The sequence below is a fragment of the Stutzerimonas stutzeri genome (assembly GCF_024448955.1).
Lineage (GTDB): Bacteria > Pseudomonadota > Gammaproteobacteria > Pseudomonadales > Pseudomonadaceae > Stutzerimonas > Stutzerimonas stutzeri_AQ.
Window position 1 is genome coordinate 23,049 of sequence record NZ_JAMOIH010000024.1, and the last position, 19,627, is coordinate 42,675.

At 59.6% G+C, this 19,627-nt stretch carries 17 protein-coding genes; 14 read left to right on the forward strand and 3 right to left on the reverse strand.

The window, feature by feature from the left end:
• Window positions 1–44 precede the first annotated feature (44 nt).
• From NA645_RS19700 to NA645_RS19750, 11 genes are all read left to right on the forward strand, one after another.
• Window positions 45–2,804: an LPS-assembly protein LptD gene (locus NA645_RS19700; RefSeq protein WP_256050358.1), complete on the forward strand. Its 2,760-nt coding sequence runs from the start codon at window positions 45–47 to the stop codon at window positions 2,802–2,804.
• Window positions 2,785–4,092, forward strand: coding sequence for a peptidylprolyl isomerase (locus NA645_RS19705; protein WP_256050374.1), 1,308 nt, complete (start codon window positions 2,785–2,787; stop codon window positions 4,090–4,092). Before NA645_RS19700 ends, NA645_RS19705 begins: the two co-directional genes overlap by 20 nt.
• 303 nt (window positions 4,093–4,395) lie before the next feature.
• Complete coding sequence (gene pdxA, locus NA645_RS19710; RefSeq protein WP_256050359.1) at window positions 4,396–5,379, forward strand: 4-hydroxythreonine-4-phosphate dehydrogenase PdxA; 984 nt, start codon at window positions 4,396–4,398, stop codon at window positions 5,377–5,379.
• 296 nt (window positions 5,380–5,675) lie between these two features.
• Window positions 5,676–6,470: a 16S rRNA (adenine(1518)-N(6)/adenine(1519)-N(6))-dimethyltransferase RsmA gene (rsmA, locus tag NA645_RS19715; RefSeq protein ID WP_256050360.1), complete on the forward strand. Its 795-nt coding sequence runs from the start codon at window positions 5,676–5,678 to the stop codon at window positions 6,468–6,470.
• A 27-nt stretch (window positions 6,471–6,497) separates the two neighbouring features.
• Window positions 6,498–6,881 (forward strand): Co2+/Mg2+ efflux protein ApaG, encoded by a 384-nt coding sequence (apaG, locus tag NA645_RS19720; protein ID WP_256050361.1) that lies wholly within the window; start codon window positions 6,498–6,500, stop codon window positions 6,879–6,881.
• Window positions 6,878–7,699 carry a symmetrical bis(5'-nucleosyl)-tetraphosphatase gene (locus tag NA645_RS19725; protein ID WP_256050362.1) on the forward strand — a complete coding sequence of 274 codons (822 nt, stop codon included), beginning with the start codon at window positions 6,878–6,880 and terminating at the stop codon, window positions 7,697–7,699. Before apaG ends, NA645_RS19725 begins: the two co-directional genes overlap by 4 nt.
• Window positions 7,696–8,025, forward strand: coding sequence for a thiosulfate sulfurtransferase GlpE (glpE, locus tag NA645_RS19730; RefSeq protein WP_256050363.1), 330 nt, complete (start codon window positions 7,696–7,698; stop codon window positions 8,023–8,025). The genes NA645_RS19725 and glpE overlap by 4 nt, the downstream gene beginning before the upstream one ends.
• Before the next feature lie 270 nt (window positions 8,026–8,295).
• Complete coding sequence (locus NA645_RS19735) at window positions 8,296–10,218, forward strand: PrkA family serine protein kinase (protein WP_256050364.1); 1,923 nt, start codon at window positions 8,296–8,298, stop codon at window positions 10,216–10,218.
• Between the two features lie 84 nt (window positions 10,219–10,302).
• Window positions 10,303–11,574: a YeaH/YhbH family protein gene (locus NA645_RS19740; protein ID WP_131651827.1), complete on the forward strand. Its 1,272-nt coding sequence runs from the start codon at window positions 10,303–10,305 to the stop codon at window positions 11,572–11,574.
• A 10-nt stretch (window positions 11,575–11,584) separates the two neighbouring features.
• Window positions 11,585–13,120, forward strand: coding sequence for a SpoVR family protein (locus NA645_RS19745; RefSeq protein WP_256050365.1), 1,536 nt, complete (start codon window positions 11,585–11,587; stop codon window positions 13,118–13,120).
• A 116-nt stretch (window positions 13,121–13,236) separates the two neighbouring features.
• On the forward strand, window positions 13,237–14,460 hold the full coding sequence (locus tag NA645_RS19750) for a multifunctional CCA addition/repair protein (RefSeq protein ID WP_256050366.1): 1,224 nt from the start codon (window positions 13,237–13,239) through the stop codon (window positions 14,458–14,460).
• A 63-nt stretch (window positions 14,461–14,523) separates the two neighbouring features.
• Here NA645_RS19750 and folK read toward each other — a convergent pair whose 3' ends face one another.
• Entirely contained in the window at window positions 14,524–15,048 is a 525-nt protein-coding gene (gene folK, locus NA645_RS19755; protein ID WP_256050367.1) for a 2-amino-4-hydroxy-6-hydroxymethyldihydropteridine diphosphokinase, read from the reverse strand.
• Window positions 15,039–15,392 carry a dihydroneopterin aldolase gene (gene folB, locus NA645_RS19760; protein WP_256050368.1) on the reverse strand — a complete coding sequence of 118 codons (354 nt, stop codon included), beginning with the start codon at window positions 15,390–15,392 and terminating at the stop codon, window positions 15,039–15,041. Before folB ends, folK begins: the two co-directional genes overlap by 10 nt.
• A gap of 75 nt (window positions 15,393–15,467) precedes the next feature.
• On the opposite strand from folB, the gene plsY reads away from it, so the two are divergent.
• Window positions 15,468–16,037, forward strand: coding sequence for a glycerol-3-phosphate 1-O-acyltransferase PlsY (plsY, locus tag NA645_RS19765; protein WP_256050369.1), 570 nt, complete (start codon window positions 15,468–15,470; stop codon window positions 16,035–16,037).
• Between the two features lie 13 nt (window positions 16,038–16,050).
• On the opposite strand, the gene tsaD is transcribed toward plsY, so the two are convergent.
• On the reverse strand, window positions 16,051–17,076 hold the full coding sequence (gene tsaD / locus NA645_RS19770; RefSeq protein WP_256050370.1) for a tRNA (adenosine(37)-N6)-threonylcarbamoyltransferase complex transferase subunit TsaD: 1,026 nt from the start codon (window positions 17,074–17,076) through the stop codon (window positions 16,051–16,053).
• A gap of 196 nt (window positions 17,077–17,272) precedes the next feature.
• On the opposite strand from tsaD, the gene rpsU reads away from it, so the two are divergent.
• Window positions 17,273–17,488, forward strand: a complete 216-nt coding sequence (rpsU, locus tag NA645_RS19775) for a 30S ribosomal protein S21 (protein WP_003283508.1) — start codon at window positions 17,273–17,275, stop codon at window positions 17,486–17,488.
• Between the two features lie 138 nt (window positions 17,489–17,626).
• Window positions 17,627–19,549, forward strand: coding sequence for a DNA primase (dnaG, locus tag NA645_RS19780; RefSeq protein ID WP_256050371.1), 1,923 nt, complete (start codon window positions 17,627–17,629; stop codon window positions 19,547–19,549).
• The last annotated feature ends 78 nt before the right edge of the window (window positions 19,550–19,627 follow it).

Here is a 19,627-nt window from a genome sequence, read left to right on the forward strand (position 1 = left end):
CAGCCCGGCCGATGGCTCGCCGTAAGCACGGATCAAAAAACAAGATGGCAGTCAAATATCCCGCTTTTCGTAAAAAATTCCCCCTACTGGTTACTGGCGGTCTGCTCGCATTGCAACCTGTAGCGACTCCACTTGTTATCGCAGCCGAACAGTTTGCCTGTCAGCCTGGCCCCAACGGGGGCTGGAGTTGCGCATCCGACACCGCCAGCTCCAACCTCCCACCACGCCCCGTACATCGTGGCAGCGCGGCCAGCGACACGAGCACCGCCCAGCCTCGCACCGACAAGGCCGAGCGCCAGGCAGCCACCACCAAACTGGTCACCGAAAGCAAGGGCCGCGCGCTCGCCTCGCGCAGCGCCGATTACAGCCACCTGGACTGGGTACCTCGTGATCAGCTGACCGATGCCCAGCTGGCGGAAACAGGCCCCTACTGCGCCGGCACCTATGTTGAGCCGAGCCGCCCCGGCCGGTTCGACGACACGCCAATGAGCGAGGCGCCGACCTATGTTTCTGCGAAAGCCACGCGCTACGAGCAGCAACAGGAAATCGCGACGCTGGCCGGTGATGTGGTATTGCGTCAGGGCAGCATCCAGGCCGAAGCCGATGAAGCCAGTCTCTATCAGCTGGAAAACCGCGGCGAGCTGAAAGGCAATGTTCGCCTGCGGGATCAGGGTGCCCTGATGGTCGGTGATCGTGCCGAGATATTCCTCGACACCGGCGAAGCCCAGGTCGAAAATGCTGAATACGTGGTCCATGAAGGCAGGATCCGCGGCAGCGCGCTGTACGCCAAACGTACAGACGATGCCATTATCCGCCTCAAGGACGGGACGTACACCAGTTGCGAACCAGGCGAAAACAGCTGGCACCTGAGGGGCAATAACGTCACGTTGAACCCCGCCACCGGCTTCGGCTCGGCGACCAACGTGACGCTGCGGGTCAAGGACATTCCGGTGTTCTACACGCCCTATATCCATTTCCCGATCGATGACCGTCGCCAGTCCGGCTTTCTTGCGCCAAGCATCAGCTCCTCGAGCGATAGCGGGCTTACGCTGGTCACGCCGTACTATTTCAATCTGGCGCCGAACTTCGACGCCACGCTCTACCCGAACTACATGTCCGATCGCGGTCTGTTGATGGAAGGCGAGTTTCGCTACCTGACCCGCAGCAGCGAAGGTCAGTTCGGCGCAGCCTATCTGGACGACAGCAACGATGATCGTGAGCTGCAATCCGAATACGAAGACCAGCGCTGGATGTACAGCTGGCAGCACCGGACCGGTTTGGACTCACGCCTGCTGGCTGAAGTCGACTATACGGACATCAGCGATCCTTATTACTTCCAGGATCTGGATACCCAATTAGGCATCAGCCAGCCGGATCATCTCGATCAGCGCGGCACTCTGACCTGGCGCGGCGACAGCTATACCGCGCGGTTGAACGTGCATGCTTACGAACGCGCTACCGTCGTTGATATCACGCCGTACGAGCGGCTACCGCAGCTGACGCTCAATGGCACCCTGCCGTTCCAGCCGGGCGGTCTGCGTTTTGCCTATAACACTGAGTTCGTCAGCTTCCAGCGGAGTCTGCGTGACGGATTCTTTCAGAACGAAGACGGTATCGACGAGCGCTGGTATGACGATCGCCTGAGCGGTCTTACTCGCGCCGAAGGCGAGCGTCTGCACCTGGAGCCAGGTGTCAGCCTGCCGCTCAATTGGAGCTGGGGCTTCATCAAACCCTCATTAAAGTACGCATACACAAAGTATGACCTGACGCTGGACAATACCGGGCGCGGCCAGGTGAGCGACTTCAACGACTCACCGGATCGCAGCGTGCCGATCTTCAGCGTCGATAGCGGTCTTTATTTCGATCGCGACACTCAATGGTTTGGCAAGGATTACCGTCAGAGCCTTGAACCCCGAGCGTTCTATCTCTACGTACCAGAAGAAGATCAGGACGGCATTCCAATATTCGATACCGGCGAGAGCACCTTCAGTTATTCGTCGCTGTGGCGCGAAAACCGCTTCTCCGGCAAGGATCGTATCGGCGACGCTAATCAGATATCCCTCGGCGTGACCAATCGCTGGATCGAGCCGAACGGGCTGGAGCGGCAGCGCTTTAGTATCGGCCAAGCTTTCTACTTCCGTGATCGCGAAGTGCAGCTACCTGGAATGACAGCTGCGGATCGCCCTGACACCCAGTCAGATGTATCTCCCTATGCACTGGAATACATGTACCGCTACAACCGCGATTGGCGCTTCACCTCCACCTTCAACTGGGACCCGGACGCAAGCCGGACGCGCTCCGGCAGCGCCATGTTTCACTACCAACCAGCGGACAATCCGCGAAAAATCGTCAATATCGGGTACCGCTATCGCAACGATACCATCCGCTTCGATCAGGCGACCGGTCAGTGGTCCTATGGCGGCGATTACGGCGCGCCGGGCTCGCCCGAATACATCAAGGACTACTACAAGATCAACCAGCACGACTTCTCCACTATCTGGCCAGTCGCGCCGCAGTGGAGTGTGATCGCGCGCTGGCAGCACGACTACAGCCGCAACCGTACGCTGGAAGCTTTCGGAGGCTTCGAGTACGACAGCTGCTGCTGGAAGCTGCGCCTGATCAACCGTTACTGGATCGATTACGACGAAACCAGTCTCAACCCATCGCAGAACGACGAGCCAGACAATGGCATCTTCCTGCAAATCGTCCTCAAGGGACTCGGCGGCGTGTTCGGCAGCGCCACCGAGACATTCCTCGACGAAGGCATACAAGGCTACCGTGAACGTGAAGATCAAGCTTTCTGATTACCTGCGCCCGCTGGTGGCGGGCACCCTCCTACTGGGATGCGCGACTATCGCCACGACTGCCTCAGCCGAGGTGCGCCCGCTCGACCGTATCGTGGCCATCGTTGACAACGACGTGATCATGCAGAGCCAGTTGGACCAGCGTCTCCGCGAAGTCGAGCAGACCATCGAGAAGCGCGGCGCCGAAATGCCACCGCAGGACGTCATGCAGCAACAGGTGCTGGAACGCCTGATCACTGAAAATCTCCAGCTGCAGATTGGCGATCGTTCGGGCATCCGCATCTCCGATGAAGAACTCAACCAGGCCATGGGGACCATTGCCCAGCGCAACAGCATGACCCTGGACCAGTTCCGCGCGGCTCTGGAGCGAGACGGTTTGAGCCTGGAAACCGCTCGCGAGCAGATTCGCCGCGAGATGGTCATCAGTCGAGTGCGCCAGCGTCGTATCGCCGAACGCATTCAGATTTCCAATCAGGAAGTCGAAAACTTCCTGGCCTCCGATCTCGGGAAACTGCAGCTTTCCGAAGAGTACCGGCTGGCCAACATCCTGATTCCGGTTCCCGAGTCGGCTGATTCGGCCACGATCCAGGCGGCCGAAGAAATGGCGATGGACACCTATCAACAACTCCAGCAGGGCGCAGATTTCGCCAGGCTGGCGGTGTCGCGCTCAGCCAGTGAAAACGCGCTGGAAGGCGGCGACATGGGGTGGCGTAAAGCCGCTCAGCTGCCGCCACCGTTCGACACTGAAGTCAGCACGATGGAGGTCGGTGACTTCACCCAGCCGGTGCGTACCCCGCCGGGCTTCATCATGCTCAAGGTGCTCGACAAGCGCGGCGGAGATACTCAGGTTCGCGACGAGATTCATGTCCGCCATATCCTGATCAAGCCCAGCCAGATCCGTAGCGAAGAAGAAAGCCGACGTCTCGTCGAGCGCCTGCGCGAGCGTATTCTCGCGGGCGAGAGTTTCTCTGAACTGGCGAAGAATTTTTCCGAAGACCCGGGCTCCGCGCTCAACGGAGGCGACCTGAACTGGATCGACCCGAGTTCGCTGGTACCGGAATTCCGCGAAGTGATGGCCAACACCCCGAGCGGCCAGCTGTCCGAAGCCTTCAAGACCCCGTACGGCTGGCACATCCTGGAAGTCCTTGGGCGCCGTGCGACGGACGCCAGCGAAGAGTTTCGCGAGCAACAGGCGCTCAACTTGCTGCGCAACCGTAAATATGAAGAAGAGCTGCAAGCCTGGCTGCGTCAGATACGCGATGAAGCCTATGTGGAAATCAAGCTCTAGGCTGGAAGCTGGAAGCTGGAAGCTGGAAGCAAATTAGCGTGGTGATTGGCAGCTTGCCGCATCTAGCTTGAAGCTTGCCGCTACTCTCGATGTGCAAAGTGGATCATGCGATCCACCAAAAACCGTAGGGCGGGTGTAACCCGCCAAGGTACGACGCCAGCTCCGCTCGACAAGGCTGCATCCGCCCCATGTCAGCGAGATCTTTTCGCTCGGCCTCAGCGTCTTTGTTAGCCCGCGGCTCCTGAGTTGTCGCTTGCAGCTTGTAGCTGCCCTTCGCTTGTCGCTCTACCCGCTGGAGGCCCTATGTCCCTTCCCTTCGCCCTGACACCCGGAGAGCCGGCCGGCATCGGTCCAGATCTTTGCCTGCTGCTGGCTCGCGAAGCCCAACCCCGGGCGCTAGTTGCCATCGCCAGCCGTGCGCTGCTGGCCGAACGCGCCGAACAGTTGGGACTAGCCATCGACCTTCTCGATGTTGGTCCAGGCGCTTGGCCAGCCGTACCGGCACCGCCCAACAGTCTATATGTCTGGGATACGCCGCTTCCGGCGCCGGTAGCTGCGGGTCAGCTGAACCCGCACAACGGCCACTACGTACTGGAGACACTGACGCGGGCTGGTCAGGGCTGCATCGATGGCGCCTTCGCCGGCATGATCACCGCGCCGGTGCACAAGGGTGTGATCAACGAAGCGGGCATTCCTTTCTCCGGTCACACCGAATTCCTCGCCAAACTGACCGGCGCCGAGCAAGTGGTGATGATGCTGGCCACTCGCGGCCTGCGTGTGGCGCTGGTCACCACTCATCTGCCGCTCAAAGACGTCGCGGCGGCGATCACCACCGAGCGGCTGGAACGTGTCGCCCGCATCCTGCATGCCGATCTGGTCGGCAAATTCGGCATTGCGCAGCCGCGTATTCTGGTCTGCGGGCTCAACCCCCATGCTGGCGAGGGCGGGCATCTGGGCCGCGAGGAAATCGAAATCATCGAACCGACCCTGCAGCGTCTGCGCAGTGATGGCCTGAATCTGATCGGCCCGCTACCGGCCGACACCCTGTTCACACCGAAGCACCTCGACACCTGCGACGCGGTGCTGGCGATGTATCACGACCAGGGTTTGCCAGTACTCAAATACAAAGGCTTCGGCGCGGCCGTCAACGTGACCTTGGGCCTACCGATCGTACGTACGTCGGTCGACCATGGCACCGCACTGGACCTCGCCGGCACAGGGCTAATCGATACCGGTAGCCTGCAGGTAGCGCTGGAAACGGCGTATCAGATGGCCAGCCCAAGCTGAGCTGGAAGCTGAACCCGGATAGCGTAGCGATTGGCTTTACTGCCGCTGCTTCTCGGTAAGTAGGATGTATCTCTTTTTACCGTCGCGAATCATAGGACGAGTTACAGCCGGCTAACTGTCCGATGCCGAACTCCGTTCGGCGGTTGCACCCGTCCTACGTCAACACGGCCGTCTCGTTCCGCCTTCCAGCCTCCAGCGCCGTTATCGTCTTTCCCTTCTTACAGCCTGCTAAAATGCGCGCCTTATCCGCTTCCAGCTTCAAGCTTCTGGCTTCAAGCTGCTCCCTGGAGCTTTCGATGTCCGACTACCAACACCGCGCGCGCAAGCGTTTCGGCCAGAATTTCCTCCACGACGCTGGCGTGATCCATCGCATCCTGCGCGCCATCCATGCCAAGCCGGGCGAGCGAATCGTCGAGATCGGGCCGGGTCAGGGCGCCCTGACCGAAGGCCTGCTCGACAGCGGTGCGCAGCTGGATGTGGTTGAACTCGATCTGGACCTGATTCCAATCCTTCAGCAAAAATTCGCCGATCGAGACAACTTCGCGCTCAACCAGGGTGACGCACTGAAGTTCGACTTCGCCCAATTGAGTCAAGAGCCCGGCAGCCTGCGCATCGTCGGCAACCTGCCGTACAACATTTCCACACCGCTGATCTTTCACCTGCTCGACCATGCCGGGCTGATCCGCGACATGCATTTCATGTTGCAGAAGGAAGTGGTCGAGCGACTCGCTGCGCAGCCAGGCGGTGGAGACTGGGGGCGTCTGTCGATCATGGTGCAATATCACTGCCGTGTAGAGCATCTGTTCAATGTGGGGCCTGGCGCCTTCAATCCGGCACCCAAGGTCGAATCGGCCATCGTGCGTCTAGTCCCGCACGAGGTGCTGCCGCATCCGGCGCGCGACCATCGCCAGTTGGAAATCGTGGTCCGTCAGGCTTTCAATCAGCGCCGCAAGACGCTGCGCAATACACTCAAAGGGCTGCTCGACGCGGATGCCATCGCCGCGGCCGATGTCGACGGCAGCCTGCGTCCGGAACAGCTGGATCTGGCCGCGTTCGTCAGATTGTCAGATCAACTTGCCGCCCGCGACTGAAGGCAAAGCCCACCCGCAGGAGTCCCCATGTCCGAAGACCCCCGCTACTGGTTCAACGTCAGTGTCAGCCCGACATACCTGGCCGACCAGTCGCAGCCGGAACAAAACCGTTATGCCTTTGCCTACAGGGTAACGATCGAAAACAAAGGCCAGCTGACCGCACAACTGCTGTCTCGCCACTGGATCATCACCGACGGCGACGGACAGGTGCAGGAAGTACGCGGCGCCGGCGTGGTCGGCGAACAGCCGGTGATCGCACCGGGCCAACGTCACGTCTACACCAGCGGTACGCTGATGACCTCCCGCGTCGGCACGATGCAGGGCAGCTATCAGATGCTGGCCGAAGATGGACACCGCTTCGAAGCCGCGATTGCGCCTTTCCGGCTGGCCGTACCCGGAGCTCTGCATTGACTACCTATGCTGTCGGCGACCTGCAAGGTTGCCTCGAACCTCTTCGATGCCTGCTGCAGCGGGTCGATTTCAGCCCCTCACGCGATCGCCTGTGGCTCGCCGGAGATTTGGTCAACCGAGGCCCACAGTCGCTCGAGGCGCTGCGTTTCGTGCGTGACTTGGGCACCTCGGGCGTTACGGTGCTGGGCAATCACGATCTGCATCTGGTAGCCGTTGCGCACAATATCGAGCGGCTAAAAAGATCCGACACGCTCAAACCCATCCTCGACGCACCTGATCGAGCGGACCTGATCGACTGGCTGCGCCAGCAGAAATTGATCCATCACGACGCCGAACGAGAGACAACCATGGTCCACGCCGGCATTCCACCCCAATGGACGCTGGCTAAGGCACTCCGGCGCGCCGCAGAAGTCGAGCAGGCATTGCGCGACGACGCCTTGCTGCCGCCCTTTCTCGACGGCATGTATGGCAACCAGCCGGCCAAGTGGAACAAAGAGCTGCAGGGCGTGCCGCGGCTGCGCCTGATCACTAACTATTTCACCCGCATGCGGTTCTGCAAGGCCGACGGCACGCTGGAGTTGCAGGCCAAGGACGGGTTGGATTCGGCGCCGCCGGGCTTCGAGCCCTGGTTCAGCCACCCCAACCGCAAGACCCGAGGATGCAAGATTATCTTCGGCCATTGGGCGGCACTGGAAGGCCATTGCGACGAGCCCAACGTCTATGCCTTGGATACCGGCTGCGTATGGGGCAACACCATGACCCTGATGAACGTCGACAGCAACGAACTGCACCACTGTGACTGCGAGGCAAAACCATGACCGACTTCAAACGCATCTCCCCAGAGCAGGCCCAGGCGCTGCGCAGCGAAGGCGGCGTGATCGTCGATATTCGTGATCCACACAGTTACTCCAACGGCCACATCAGCGGATCGACGCATCTCGACAATCAATCGCTGCCCGATTTCATCGCGGCGGCGGACTTGGATCATCCGCTCATCGTCACTTGCTACCACGGCCACTCCAGTCAGAGCGCCGCGGCCTACCTCATCAACCAAGGATTTTCCGACGTCTACAGCCTCGACGGTGGCTTTGAGCTGTGGCGGCAGACCTTCCCGCAGGACGTCGAACAAGGCGATCCGCTGTAAAAAAATATCGCCCGTTACGCCGCATATTGCGCGGCCTTGCGCTGATCGTCCGACGAAACGCAGCGGTTATTGCCTCTCTCTTCCCTTGAATTTGCTGAATCCGAACTATCCTTCAGTTAAGGCCATCCAAACAGGTGGAAGCCATCTACCGGCTACCGGGCCTCAGGTTTTAACCATTAGGTGTTCGGGGGAACTCCACAGGTCGATCAGTCGGCCGCACCTGAATGCCTGATGACAACACCGGCTCCGAGCATCGTCCGAGGTGAAGTCATGAGCATTTTCAGCCATTTCCAGCAACGATTCGAAGCAACCCGCCAGGAAGAGTATTCGCTTCAGGAGTACCTCGATCTGTGCAAGGAAGACCGGGGTACCTACGCCACTGCAGCCGAGCGTCTATTGATGGCAATCGGTGAACCCGAGCTGATCGACACCTCGACCGACTCACGCCTTTCCCGAATCTTTTCCAACAAGGTGATCCGCCGCTACCCCGCCTTCGAAGACTTTCATGGCATGGAAGACTGCATCGATCAAATCGTCTCCTATTTCCGCCATGCCGCGCAGGGACTCGAAGAGAAGAAGCAGATTCTTTATCTGCTCGGTCCGGTTGGCGGCGGCAAGTCATCGCTCGCTGAAAAGCTCAAGCAGTTGATGGAAAAGGTGCCCTTTTACGCCATCAAGGGCTCGCCGGTTTTCGAGTCGCCGCTGGGCTTGTTCAACCCGGCCGAGGATGCGCAGATCCTCGAAGAAGACTATGGCATCCCACGCCGCTATCTGAACTCGATCATGTCACCCTGGGCCACCAAGCGTTTGCAGGAATTTGGCGGCGACATCAGTCAGTTCCGCGTGGTCAAGCTCTATCCCTCGATCCTCAATCAGATCGCCGTTGCCAAGACCGAACCGGGCGATGAGAACAACCAGGACATTTCAGCTCTGGTCGGTAAAGTCGATATCCGTAAGCTCGAGGAGTTTCCGCAGAACGACGCTGATGCCTATAGCTACTCTGGTGCACTCTGCCGCGCCAACCAAGGCATGATGGAATTCGTCGAGATGTTCAAGGCGCCGATCAAGGTGCTGCATCCATTGCTGACCGCCACTCAGGAAGGCAACTACAACAGCACCGAAGGCCTCGGCGCGATTCCCTACAACGGCATTTTGCTGGCCCACTCCAACGAGTCGGAGTGGCACACCTTCCGCAACAACAAGAACAACGAAGCCTTCATCGACCGGATCTACATCGTCAAGGTGCCGTACTGCCTGCGGGTCACCGATGAGATCAAGATTTACGACAAACTCCTGTTCAACAGCTCGTTGTCCAAGGCCCACTGCGCCCCCGATACGCTGAAGATGCTGGCGCAATTTTCCGTGCTGAGCCGCCTGAAGGAGCCGGAAAACTCCAATATCTACTCGAAGATGCGCGTCTACGATGGCGAGAATCTGAAAGATACCGATCCGAAGGCCAAGTCGATCCAGGAATACCGTGACACCGCCGGCGTTGACGAAGGCATGAATGGCCTGTCGACCCGCTTCGCCTTCAAGATCCTGTCCAAGGTGTTCAACTTCGATCCGCACGAAATCGCCGCCAACCCGGTGCACCTGCTCTATGTGCTGGAGCAGCAGATCGAGCAAGAGCAATTCCCGGCCGAGGTGCGCGAGCGTTACCTGCGCTTCATCAAGGAGTACCTCGCTCCGCGTTACGTCGACTTCATTGGCAAGGAAATCCAGACCGCTTACCTGGAGTCCTACAGCGAGTACGGCCAGAACATCTTCGACCGCTACGTGCTCTACGCGGACTTCTGGATTCAAGATCAGGAATACCGCGACCCGGAAACCGGCGAAATCCTCAACCGCATGGCTCTGAACGAGGAGCTGGAGAAGATCGAGAAACCCGCCGGCATCAGTAACCCGAAGGATTTCCGCAACGAGATCGTCAACTTCGTCCTGCGCGCGCGGGCCAACAACAACGGCAAAAATCCGAGCTGGCTCAGCTACGAGAAGCTGCGCGTGGTGATCGAGAAGAAGATGTTCTCCAACACCGAGGACCTACTACCTGTCATCAGCTTCAACGCCAAAGCCAGCAAGGAAGATCAGAAGAAGCACAACGACTTCGTCGTGCGCATGGTCGAGCGCGGCTACACGGAGAAACAGGTTCGCCTGCTTTCGGAATGGTATCTGCGGGTACGGAAATCACAGTAAAGCAGCTGAGAGCTTGAAGCTGGAAGCCAAAGCAGCACTTCCAGCTTCGAGCTTACGACTTCCAGCTCGACCCGGAGGGCTCGTATGAGCTACGTGATCGACCGTCGCCTGAACGGCAAGAACAAAAGCACGGTGAACCGCCAGCGATTCCTGCAGCGATACCGCGGGCATATCAAGAAAGCGGTCGAAGAGGCTGTGGGACGCCGCTCCATCACCGATATGGAACATGGTGAGCAGATCAGCATTCCCGGTCGCGATATCGACGAGCCGATCCTGCATCACGGACGCGGCGGTCGGCAGACCATTGTTCATCCCGGCAACAAGGAGTTCATCGCCGGTGAGCGCATTCCACGGCCGCAGGGCGGTGGCGGGGGTCAGGGTGCCGGCAAGGCCAGCAATAACGGCGAAGGCATGGACGACTTCGTTTTTCAGATCACTCAGGAAGAGTTTCTCGACTTCATGTTCGAGGACCTCGAGCTACCCAATCTGGTCAAGCGTCACCTGACCGGTACCGACACCTTCAAGACGGTGCGCGCCGGCATCAGCAACGAGGGCAATCCGTCGCGCATCAACATCGTGCGCACGTTGCGTTCGGCTCATGCGCGTCGCATTGCTCTGTCCGGTAGCAGCCGCGCCAAATTGCGTGAAGTGAAAGCCGAACTGGCGCGGTTGAAACTGGAAGAGCCCGCCAATTTCACCGACATCCAGGCGGCCGAAGAGGAAATCGAGCGGCTCAGCGCACGCATCCATCGTGTGCCCTTCCTCGACACCTTCGACCTCAAGTACAACCTGCTGGTCAAGCATCCCAACCCCAGCTCCAAGGCCGTGATGTTTTGCCTGATGGACGTTTCCGGCTCCATGACCCAGGCGACCAAGGACATCGCCAAACGCTTCTTCATCCTCTTGTACCTATTCCTCAAACGGAACTACGACAAGATTGACGTGGTGTTCATCCGCCACCACACCAGCGCCAAGGAGGTCGATGAAGAGGAATTTTTCTATTCGCGAGAAACCGGCGGAACCATTGTTTCCAGCGCTCTGAAAATGATGCAGGAGATCATGGCAGAGCGTTATCCGGCCAATGAATGGAACATCTATGCGGCGCAGGCTTCGGACGGCGATAACTGGAACGATGACTCGCCGATCTGCCGGGACATCCTGATCAACCAGATCATGCCGTTTGTCCAATATTTCACCTACGTCGAGATCACGCCGCGCGAACATCAGGCGCTGTGGTACGAGTACAACCAGGTGGCCGAAGCCTTCGGCGACTCGTTCGCCCAACAGCAACTGGTGACCGCAGGCGACATCTATCCGGTGTTCCGCGAACTCTTCCAGCGGCGCATGGCTAGCTGAGGTACGCAGCATGAAACGACAGCCCATATCCACCGGCTCGGAATGGACCTTCGACCTGATCCGTACCTACGACCGCGAGATCGGACGTATCGCCGAGCGCTATGCGCTGGATACCTACCCGAACCAGATCGAGGTCATCACCGCCGAGCAGATGATGGACGCCTACGCCTCGGTGGGCATGCCGCTGGGCTACCACCACTGGTCCTATGGCAAGCATTTCCTCAGCACCGAGAAATCCTACACGCGAGGCCAGATGGGACTGGCCTACGAGATCGTAATCAACTCCGACCCCTGCATCGCCTATCTGATGGAAGAAAACACCATCACCATGCAGGCGTTGGTAATCGCCCATGCCAGCTACGGCCACAACAGTTTCTTCAAGGGCAACTACTTGTTCCGCACCTGGACCGATGCCAGTTCGATCATCGACTACCTCGTGTTCGCCAAGCAGTACATCACCCAGTGCGAGGAACGCCACGGCATCGATGCGGTGGAAGACTTGCTCGATTCCTGCCATGCCCTGATGAATTACGGCGTCGACCGTTACAAGCGCCCCTATCCCATTTCCGCCGAAGAGGAGCGGCGTCGCCAGAAGGACCGCGAGGAGCATCTGCAGAAGCAGATCAACGACCTCTGGCGGACCATTCCCAAGTTCGGTGAAAAGGACGACGAGCGCCAACGTGACCAGCGCTTCCCGGCCGAGCCGCAAGAGAACATTCTCTATTTCATCGAGAAGCACGCTCCTCTGCTGGAGCCGTGGCAGCGCGAGGTGGTGCGTATCGTGCGCAAGATCGCGCAGTACTTCTATCCGCAGCGCCAGACCCAGGTGATGAACGAGGGTTGGGCGACGTTCTGGCACTACACGCTGCTCAACGATCTGTACGATGAGGGCTTGGTGACCGACGGTTTCATGATGGAATTTCTGCAGTCGCACACTAGCGTGATCTATCAACCCGGCTTCGACAGTCCGTATTACAGCGGCATCAACCCCTACACGCTTGGGTTCGCCATGTATCAGGACATCCGCCGGATCTGCGAGAACCCCACCGAGGAAGACAAGCGCTGGTTCCCTGACATTGCCGGCAGCGACTGGCTGACCACGGTGAAGTTCGCGATGAACAACTTCAAGGATGAGAGCTTCATCCTGCAATTTCTCTCACCGAAGGTGATCCGCGATCTCAAGTTGTTCAGCATCCTCGACGACGATCAGAAAGACGAACTACTGGTCCCTGCCATTCATGACGAAAACGGCTACCACGCCATTCGCGAATTGTTGGCAGCGCAGTACAACCTTGGCAATCGCGAGCCCAACGTGCAGGTATGGAGCGTCGATCGTCGCGGGGATCGCTCACTGACCCTGCGCCATCAGCAACACGACCGCAAACCACTGGGCGGCTCCACCGACGAGATACTCAAGCACCTACATCGGCTTTGGGGGTTCGACGTTCATCTGCACTCGATGCAGGACGACAAGCTCGTCACCACGCACCACATGCCGCCCCGGGTCGAACCGGAGGGCGAAAGCAGATTTCCTGGCATGAACTGACAGTAAGACCCGGAGGCTGACCGAACGAGCACCGAGCTTGAAGCTTGGATCAGCCTCCAGCACTTTTTCCGGCCTCACCGCCGTTATCCTTTATCCTCCGCTCACAGGAGGACTACATGCAGATCTACAAAGTCGGTGGTGCGGTGCGTGATCGTTTACTGGGGCGCCCGGTAACCGAGGTGGATTGGGTGGTGGTCGGCTCAAGCGCCGAAGAAATGCAGGCCAAGGGCTTTCGCCCGGTGGGCGCGGATTTCCCGGTTTTCCTGCATCCGGCTACTGGCGAGGAATATGCGCTGGCCCGCACCGAACGCAAGAGTGGCCGGGGCTACGGTGGTTTCATCTTCTATACGAGCCCCGACGTCACGCTGGGAGAGGATCTGAACCGGCGGGACCTGACCATCAACGCCATGGCCGAGGACGAGCATGGCCAACTAATCGACCCCTACGGCGGCCAATCCGATCTGTCGGCACGTCTACTTCGCCACGTATCCTCCGCTTTCGCTGAAGATCCGTTGAGGGTACTGCGTGTGGCCCGCTTTGCCGCGCGTTATGCCGATCTCGGCTTCAGCGTTGCCGCTGAAACGCAGGCATTGATGCGCCAGCTTGCCGAATCAGGTGAGCTCCAGGCGCTGACACCGGAACGCAGTTGGAAGGAAATTTCACGCGCGCTGATGGAGCCTCGCCCTGACGTGTTCGTACAGGTATTGCACGATTGCGGCGCGCTGAAGGAGCTGTTTCCGGAAATCGAGCGGCTGTTCAACGCCCCGCAATCGGACGTGCAAGGTTGCGAAACTACTGCCGCCGAGCATTTGCTCAGGGTGATGCGTGAATGCGCGGCGCATCAGCAACCACTGCCGGTGCGCTGGACTTGTTTGTTGCTGCCTCTGGGACAGCCGGCTACACCGGGTGACTCGGCGTCAGAGCCACACAAACGGGAACTGCAGCAAATCGAAGCCGTCAACCGCCGTTACAAGGTTCCGCGAGATTGCCAGGAACTGGCCATGCTGGCTGGTGAGTTTCTCGCGTTCAGTCATGACGCAATGAGGTTATCGGCGCTCATGCTGTTCGAGGTACTACAACACTTCGACATCTACCGCCGCCCGGAGCGCTTCGAACTGTTCCTTGCCGCCTGCGAAATGGACGCGCGGGCCCGTGTTGATTTTGTGATCGGCGGCTATCCCCAAGCCGATTACCTACGTGGCGCCGCTGAGTCCGCTCGATCGGTACAGGTGAAGCCGTTAATTGAGCGAGGTTATAAGGGCGCGGAGCTGGGCGAGGCGCTCAAACTCGAACGTCTGGAAGCGGTTCGGCAGTATTGCGACAAAGCACACTCCGACTGACTCATGCCCCCAACGCCACACGGCACGATTGATCAGCGGCGTAAATGGTGGCTGGCGTGGCCGTCAGTCGTGCAACAGGGCGAGCGGCGTCAGCTCCGCTCCTTTCCATTGAAAAGCCACAGGCCAGAGCTTTTGCTCGATCGCCGAATCCCGCCAAAGCTCGGCAAAATTGCAACCCGCGATCGGATGCTGTACGTCCGGCGCCAGCAGCGCCAACGGCCAGAGCACGAAGGCATTCTTCAGCGTCTCAGGGCGCGGCAGTTCCAGCCCATGAAAATTGCCCACCAGATTGCCGTACATCAGCACGTCGATATCCAGCGGCAGGCCTTTGCGATCCGGCGCGTAGCGACCGTTGTCCGCCTCGATGAACTTGAGCCGACGATCCAGCTCCATCAGCGGCAATTCGGTGATTCCGGAAACGACCAGGTTGTAGAAATTGTCGCCCTTGTAACCCACCGCCAAGCTTTCGAAGACAGGCGAACAGCGCATGTCGCCGAGCAATTGCTCCAGCGCATCGAGACCGGCGGTCAGGTTATGTTCACGCCTGTTGTTGCTGCCCAGCCCGAGCAGTACGCGAGTCAGCGGCATCCGCGTTCGATCTCCACACCCAACGCCGAAGCGCGAGTATTGACGCCCGGTTTGGTGACCCGCAGCCTCAGCCAAGGAATGCCGAACTGGCTCATCAGACTGGCAGCCAACCGCTCGGCGAAGGTTTCGACCAGCTCGAAGCGAGAAGCCTGTGCGAAGCGATCAATGGTCGCGGTCACTTCGGCGTAATCCAGCGCCTTGTCCAGCTCGTCATTCTCTGCGGCAGGGCGAATGTCCCAGCCGAGCGTCAGATCCAGACGCAAGCACTGCCGAATGCCGCGCTCCCAATCGTAGGCGCCGATCAGCGTGTCCACTTCCAGCCCCTCGATGAAAACTGTATCCACGCAACTCTCTCCCACAGCACGACAATTCCAGTACGCGCCGTTAGACTCAGGAGCTCCCTGCCCCGGATGGATGTCATGTTCTGGCAACTGACACTGCTCGCCTATCTGACCGGCTCGCTATCATTCGCCATTCTACTCAGTCGCCTGGCGGGTGCTCCCGATCCGCGTGCCGGCGGCTCCGGCAATCCCGGCGCCACCAACATGCTGCGGCTTGCCGGTAAACGTCTGGCAATCACCACCCTGATCGGCGATCTGCTCAAGGGCCTGCTGCCGGTTTTGCTCGCTGCGGCTTTGGGCCTTTCTATCCAGCAGCAAGCCTGGATCGCGCTCGCAGCGGTGCTCGGTCATCTGTATCCACTGTACTTTCGCTTTCATGGTGGCAAGGGCGTGGCTACCGCCGCCGGCGCCCTGCTCGGACTTCACCCACCGACCGCACTGCTCGCGCTGATCATCTGGCTGCTGGTGCTCAAAGCGACTCGCACCAGCTCGCTGGCCGCACTTGTTGCATTACCGCTCTGCCTGCCCTTTCTGGCCTGGCAACAGCCTGGCGCGCTCTTGCCCATGATCGTGCTGGCCGCGCTTATCGTCTGGCGTCACCGGATCAATTTGCGCGACCTGTTCGCAGGCACGGAGCGGCATTTCTAGACGGTTTGCTACGTCATACAGCTGGCAACGTCTCCATCGGCCAGCGCGCCTGAACCGAGATTTCCGGGCCATCCTGCTGACCAGCCAGTAATCGCTGACAACCGGCGTACGCGATCATAGCGCCGTTATCGGTACAGAAACGTGGCCGCGCATAGAACACCTTTCCGTTCAACTCACCGAGCATGGCTTCGAGACTCTTACGCAGCGCCAGATTGGCACTCACGCCGCCGGCGATCACCAGACTCTTGAGGCCCGTCTGCTTCAAGGCACGCTGGCACTTGATGGTCAGCGTCTCGACGACGGCCTGCTGAAAGGCCAGCGCGATATCGCAACGAGTCTGCTCGCCGTCGTCACCGGCGTTACGGCAGTGCTGCCAAGTAGTCAGGGTCGAGGTTTTGAGGCCGCTGAAGCTGAAATCCAGCCCCGGGCGATCGGTCATCGGCCGCGGGAAGGTGAATCGACCCGGCGTCCCGCGCTCGGCAAGCGCAGCGATTTCCGGGCCACCTGGATAGCGCAAGCCCATGAGCTTGGCCGTCTTGTCGAACGCCTCGCCGGCGGCGTCGTCCACCGACTCGCCCAGCAGTTCATAACGACCGATACCGTCGACACGAACCAGCTGCGTATGGCCACCGGATACCAGCAACGCGACGAAGGGGAACGCCGGTGGATGCTCTTCGAGCATCGGCGCCAACAGATGCCCTTCCATATGATGCACCCCGACTGCCGGAATGCCCCAGGCAAAGGCCATCGCCTGCGCACAGGACGCACCCACCAGCAACGCCCCGACAAGGCCGGGACCAGCCGTGTAAGCAACCGCATCGATCTGGCTCGAATCGCGTCCGGCTTCGTCGAGTACCTGACGGATCAGCGGTAACATGCGTTTGACGTGATCACGCGAGGCCAGCTCCGGCACCACGCCGCCATAGACGCGATGCAGGTCGATCTGGCTGAACAAGGCGTCGGCCAGCAGGCCGTGTTCGCTGTCGTACAGCGCGACGCCGGTCTCGTCGCATGATGTTTCCAGCCCCAGCACCAGCATGGGCACAACCTTCAGAGAAGCGAATGAAGCCGCGCATATTAATCGCCGCGACCTTCGACCGACCAGCGCTTTTCGCTCGGCGGGCTTTGCATTCCACGTGACAAGGCGTTAACATCCGCAACCCTTAAAACCAGCGTGCTCGCGAACATTTGCCGAAGCGCGTTGTAACCGGTAAACAAGTGAAGGTACGTCCTGGATGCCCAACGTTAAAGTTAAAGAGAACGAACCATTCGACGTAGCTCTGCGTCGCTTCAAGCGTTCTTGCGAAAAAGCCGGCGTGCTGGCCGAAGTCCGCAGCCGTGAGTTCTACGAGAAGCCCACTGCCGAGCGCAAGCGTAAAGCTGCTGCCGCAGTCAAGCGTCACGCCAAGAAAGTGCAGCGCGAACAGCGCCGCAGCGTTCGCCTGTACTGATCCAGTACAGCTGAAGCTGCATCAAGCCCGGCCTATGCCGGGCTTTGCATTGAAGGAGACTCCGCTTCGCCAGCCGGCGAATGGTCGGAGTTTTTTTTCATTCCGGCCCGAACACTGCGAGCGTATTCTCATACCCCTATGGCCGGCCTGATACCGCAATCGTTCATCGATGACCTCTTGAACCGCTCCGACATCGTCGAAGTGGTGAGTTCGCGTATCCAGCTGAAAAAAACCGGCAAGAACTACACCGCCTGCTGCCCGTTTCATAAGGAAAAGACCCCGTCGTTCAGCGTCAGCCCCGACAAGCAGTTCTATTACTGCTTCGGCTGCGGCGCCGGCGGCAACGCCCTCGGCTTCGTCATGGATCACGACAGCCTGGAATTCCCCCAGGCCGTCGAGGAACTGGCCAAGCGCGCCGGCATGGAAGTGCCCCGCGAAGAAAGCGGCCCCGGACGCAAACCGCGTCAGCCGGTGGACTCGCCGCTCTACCCGCTACTGGATGCCGCCGCCGAGTATTACCGTCAGGCGCTCAAGGGGCACCCGGCCCGCAAGGCCGCGGTGGAATACCTCAAGGGCCGCGGCCTGTCCGGCGCCATTGCCCGGGATTTCGGCCTCGGTTTCGCGCCGCCCGGCTGGGACAACCTGATGAAGCACCTGGGCGGCGACGCCCTGCAGCAAAAGGCGATGATCGATGCCGGCCTGCTGATCGAGAACGCTGAAACCGGAAGAAGCTACGACCGCTTCCGCGACCGCGTGATGTTTCCCATCCGCGACAGTCGAGGACGCATCATTGCTTTCGGCGGCCGAGTGCTAGGGGACGATAAGCCTAAGTATTTGAACTCACCGGAAACACCCGTCTTCCACAAGGGCCAGGAACTCTATGGCCTTTACGAAGCGCGCAAAGCCAACCGCGACCTGGACGAGATCATGGTCGTTGAGGGCTACATGGACGTGATCGCACTGGCCCAACAAGGGCTGCGCAACGCCGTCGCCACACTCGGTACCGCCACCAGCGACGAACATCTCAAGCGACTGTTTCGCGTCGTGCCAAGCGTGCTTTTCTGCTTCGACGGCGACGCAGCGGGCCGCAAGGCCGCCTGGCGAGCGCTGGAATCGGCGCTACCGAATCTGCAGGACGGCCGGCGTGCACGCTTTCTGTTCCTGCCAGAAGGCGACGATCCGGATACCCTGGTGCGCCGCGAAGGCACCGATGCCTTCATGGCTCGAATACAGCAACAAGCCCAACCACTGGCCGACTACTTTTTCCAGCAACTCAGCGAAGAAGCTGACCCACGCTCGCTGGAAGGTAAGGCCCACCTGGCCACACTGGCGGCGCCACTCATCGAAAAAATACCGGGCGCCAACTTGCGCGCTCTGATGCGCCAGCGCCTCGGCGAGATCACCGGATTGCATAGCGACGCACTTCAGCAGATGAGTGCCGCATCACCGGGCGCAACCCCTGAATACGACGACAGCGCCTATTACGACACCGGCTCCGGGCAAGACGAAGGTGACTATTACGTACCGTCCGAACCGGCTCAGCCGAAACGCAATGGCAAGAAAGAGTGGAAGAAAGACTGGAAAAAACCCGGCCAGCAGCCAGACTTTAAAGCCCGAGTGCCAAGAAAACCAGCCACCGTGGAGCCGCCGGCTCTGACTACACTGCGCACGCTGCTGCATCATCCGGAGCTTGCCCAGAAAGTCGAAGATGTGAGTCATTTCGCCGCAGAAGACGACACCTACGCTCAACTGCTCGTCGCGCTTCTCGGCACGCTGCAGAAGAATCCCAGGCTACGCAGCCTGCAATTGATTGCTCGCTGGCATGGAACCGACCAAGGGCGCCTTTTACGCGCACTTGCGGAGAAAGAATGGCTGATCTCGGCCGATAACCTTGAACAACAGTTTTTCGACACCATTAAGACTCTGGCCGCCAGACAACGTGAACGCAGCCTTGAATCGCTGCTCCGCAAAGCTCGCCAGGGTGAACTCAGCGCAGAGGAGAAAGATCAACTGCGCAACCTGCTAAATCGCAACTCAGCACCCGCTATAGGGCACATCTAAAAACGTAGGCGAGGCAGGCAGTACTGCGTTGAAAACAGGCGAGGACGCGGAATTTAGTGGTCTAAATGAGCAGTCCGA

Excerpts from the sequence above, each read along its gene's own strand:
- NA645_RS19700 (WP_256050358.1), top strand. The coding sequence starts at position 45 with ATGGCAGTCAAATATCCCGCTTTTCGTAAAAAATTCCCCCTACTGGTT.
- pdxA (WP_256050359.1), top strand. The coding sequence starts at position 4,396 with ATGTCCCTTCCCTTCGCCCTGACACCCGGAGAGCCGGCCGGCATCGGT.
- rsmA (WP_256050360.1), top strand. The coding sequence starts at position 5,676 with ATGTCCGACTACCAACACCGCGCGCGCAAGCGTTTCGGCCAGAATTTC.
- apaG (WP_256050361.1), top strand. The coding sequence starts at position 6,498 with ATGTCCGAAGACCCCCGCTACTGGTTCAACGTCAGTGTCAGCCCGACA.
- glpE (WP_256050363.1), top strand. The coding sequence starts at position 7,696 with ATGACCGACTTCAAACGCATCTCCCCAGAGCAGGCCCAGGCGCTGCGC.
- NA645_RS19735 (WP_256050364.1), top strand. The coding sequence starts at position 8,296 with ATGAGCATTTTCAGCCATTTCCAGCAACGATTCGAAGCAACCCGCCAG.
- NA645_RS19740 (WP_131651827.1), top strand. The coding sequence starts at position 10,303 with ATGAGCTACGTGATCGACCGTCGCCTGAACGGCAAGAACAAAAGCACG.
- NA645_RS19745 (WP_256050365.1), top strand. The coding sequence starts at position 11,585 with ATGAAACGACAGCCCATATCCACCGGCTCGGAATGGACCTTCGACCTG.
- NA645_RS19750 (WP_256050366.1), top strand. The coding sequence starts at position 13,237 with ATGCAGATCTACAAAGTCGGTGGTGCGGTGCGTGATCGTTTACTGGGG.
- folK (WP_256050367.1), bottom strand. The coding sequence starts at position 15,048 with ATGCCGCTGACTCGCGTACTGCTCGGGCTGGGCAGCAACAACAGGCGT.
- plsY (WP_256050369.1), top strand. The coding sequence starts at position 15,468 with ATGTTCTGGCAACTGACACTGCTCGCCTATCTGACCGGCTCGCTATCA.
- tsaD (WP_256050370.1), bottom strand. The coding sequence starts at position 17,076 with ATGCTGGTGCTGGGGCTGGAAACATCATGCGACGAGACCGGCGTCGCG.
- rpsU (WP_003283508.1), top strand. The coding sequence starts at position 17,273 with ATGCCCAACGTTAAAGTTAAAGAGAACGAACCATTCGACGTAGCTCTG.
- dnaG (WP_256050371.1), top strand. The coding sequence starts at position 17,627 with ATGGCCGGCCTGATACCGCAATCGTTCATCGATGACCTCTTGAACCGC.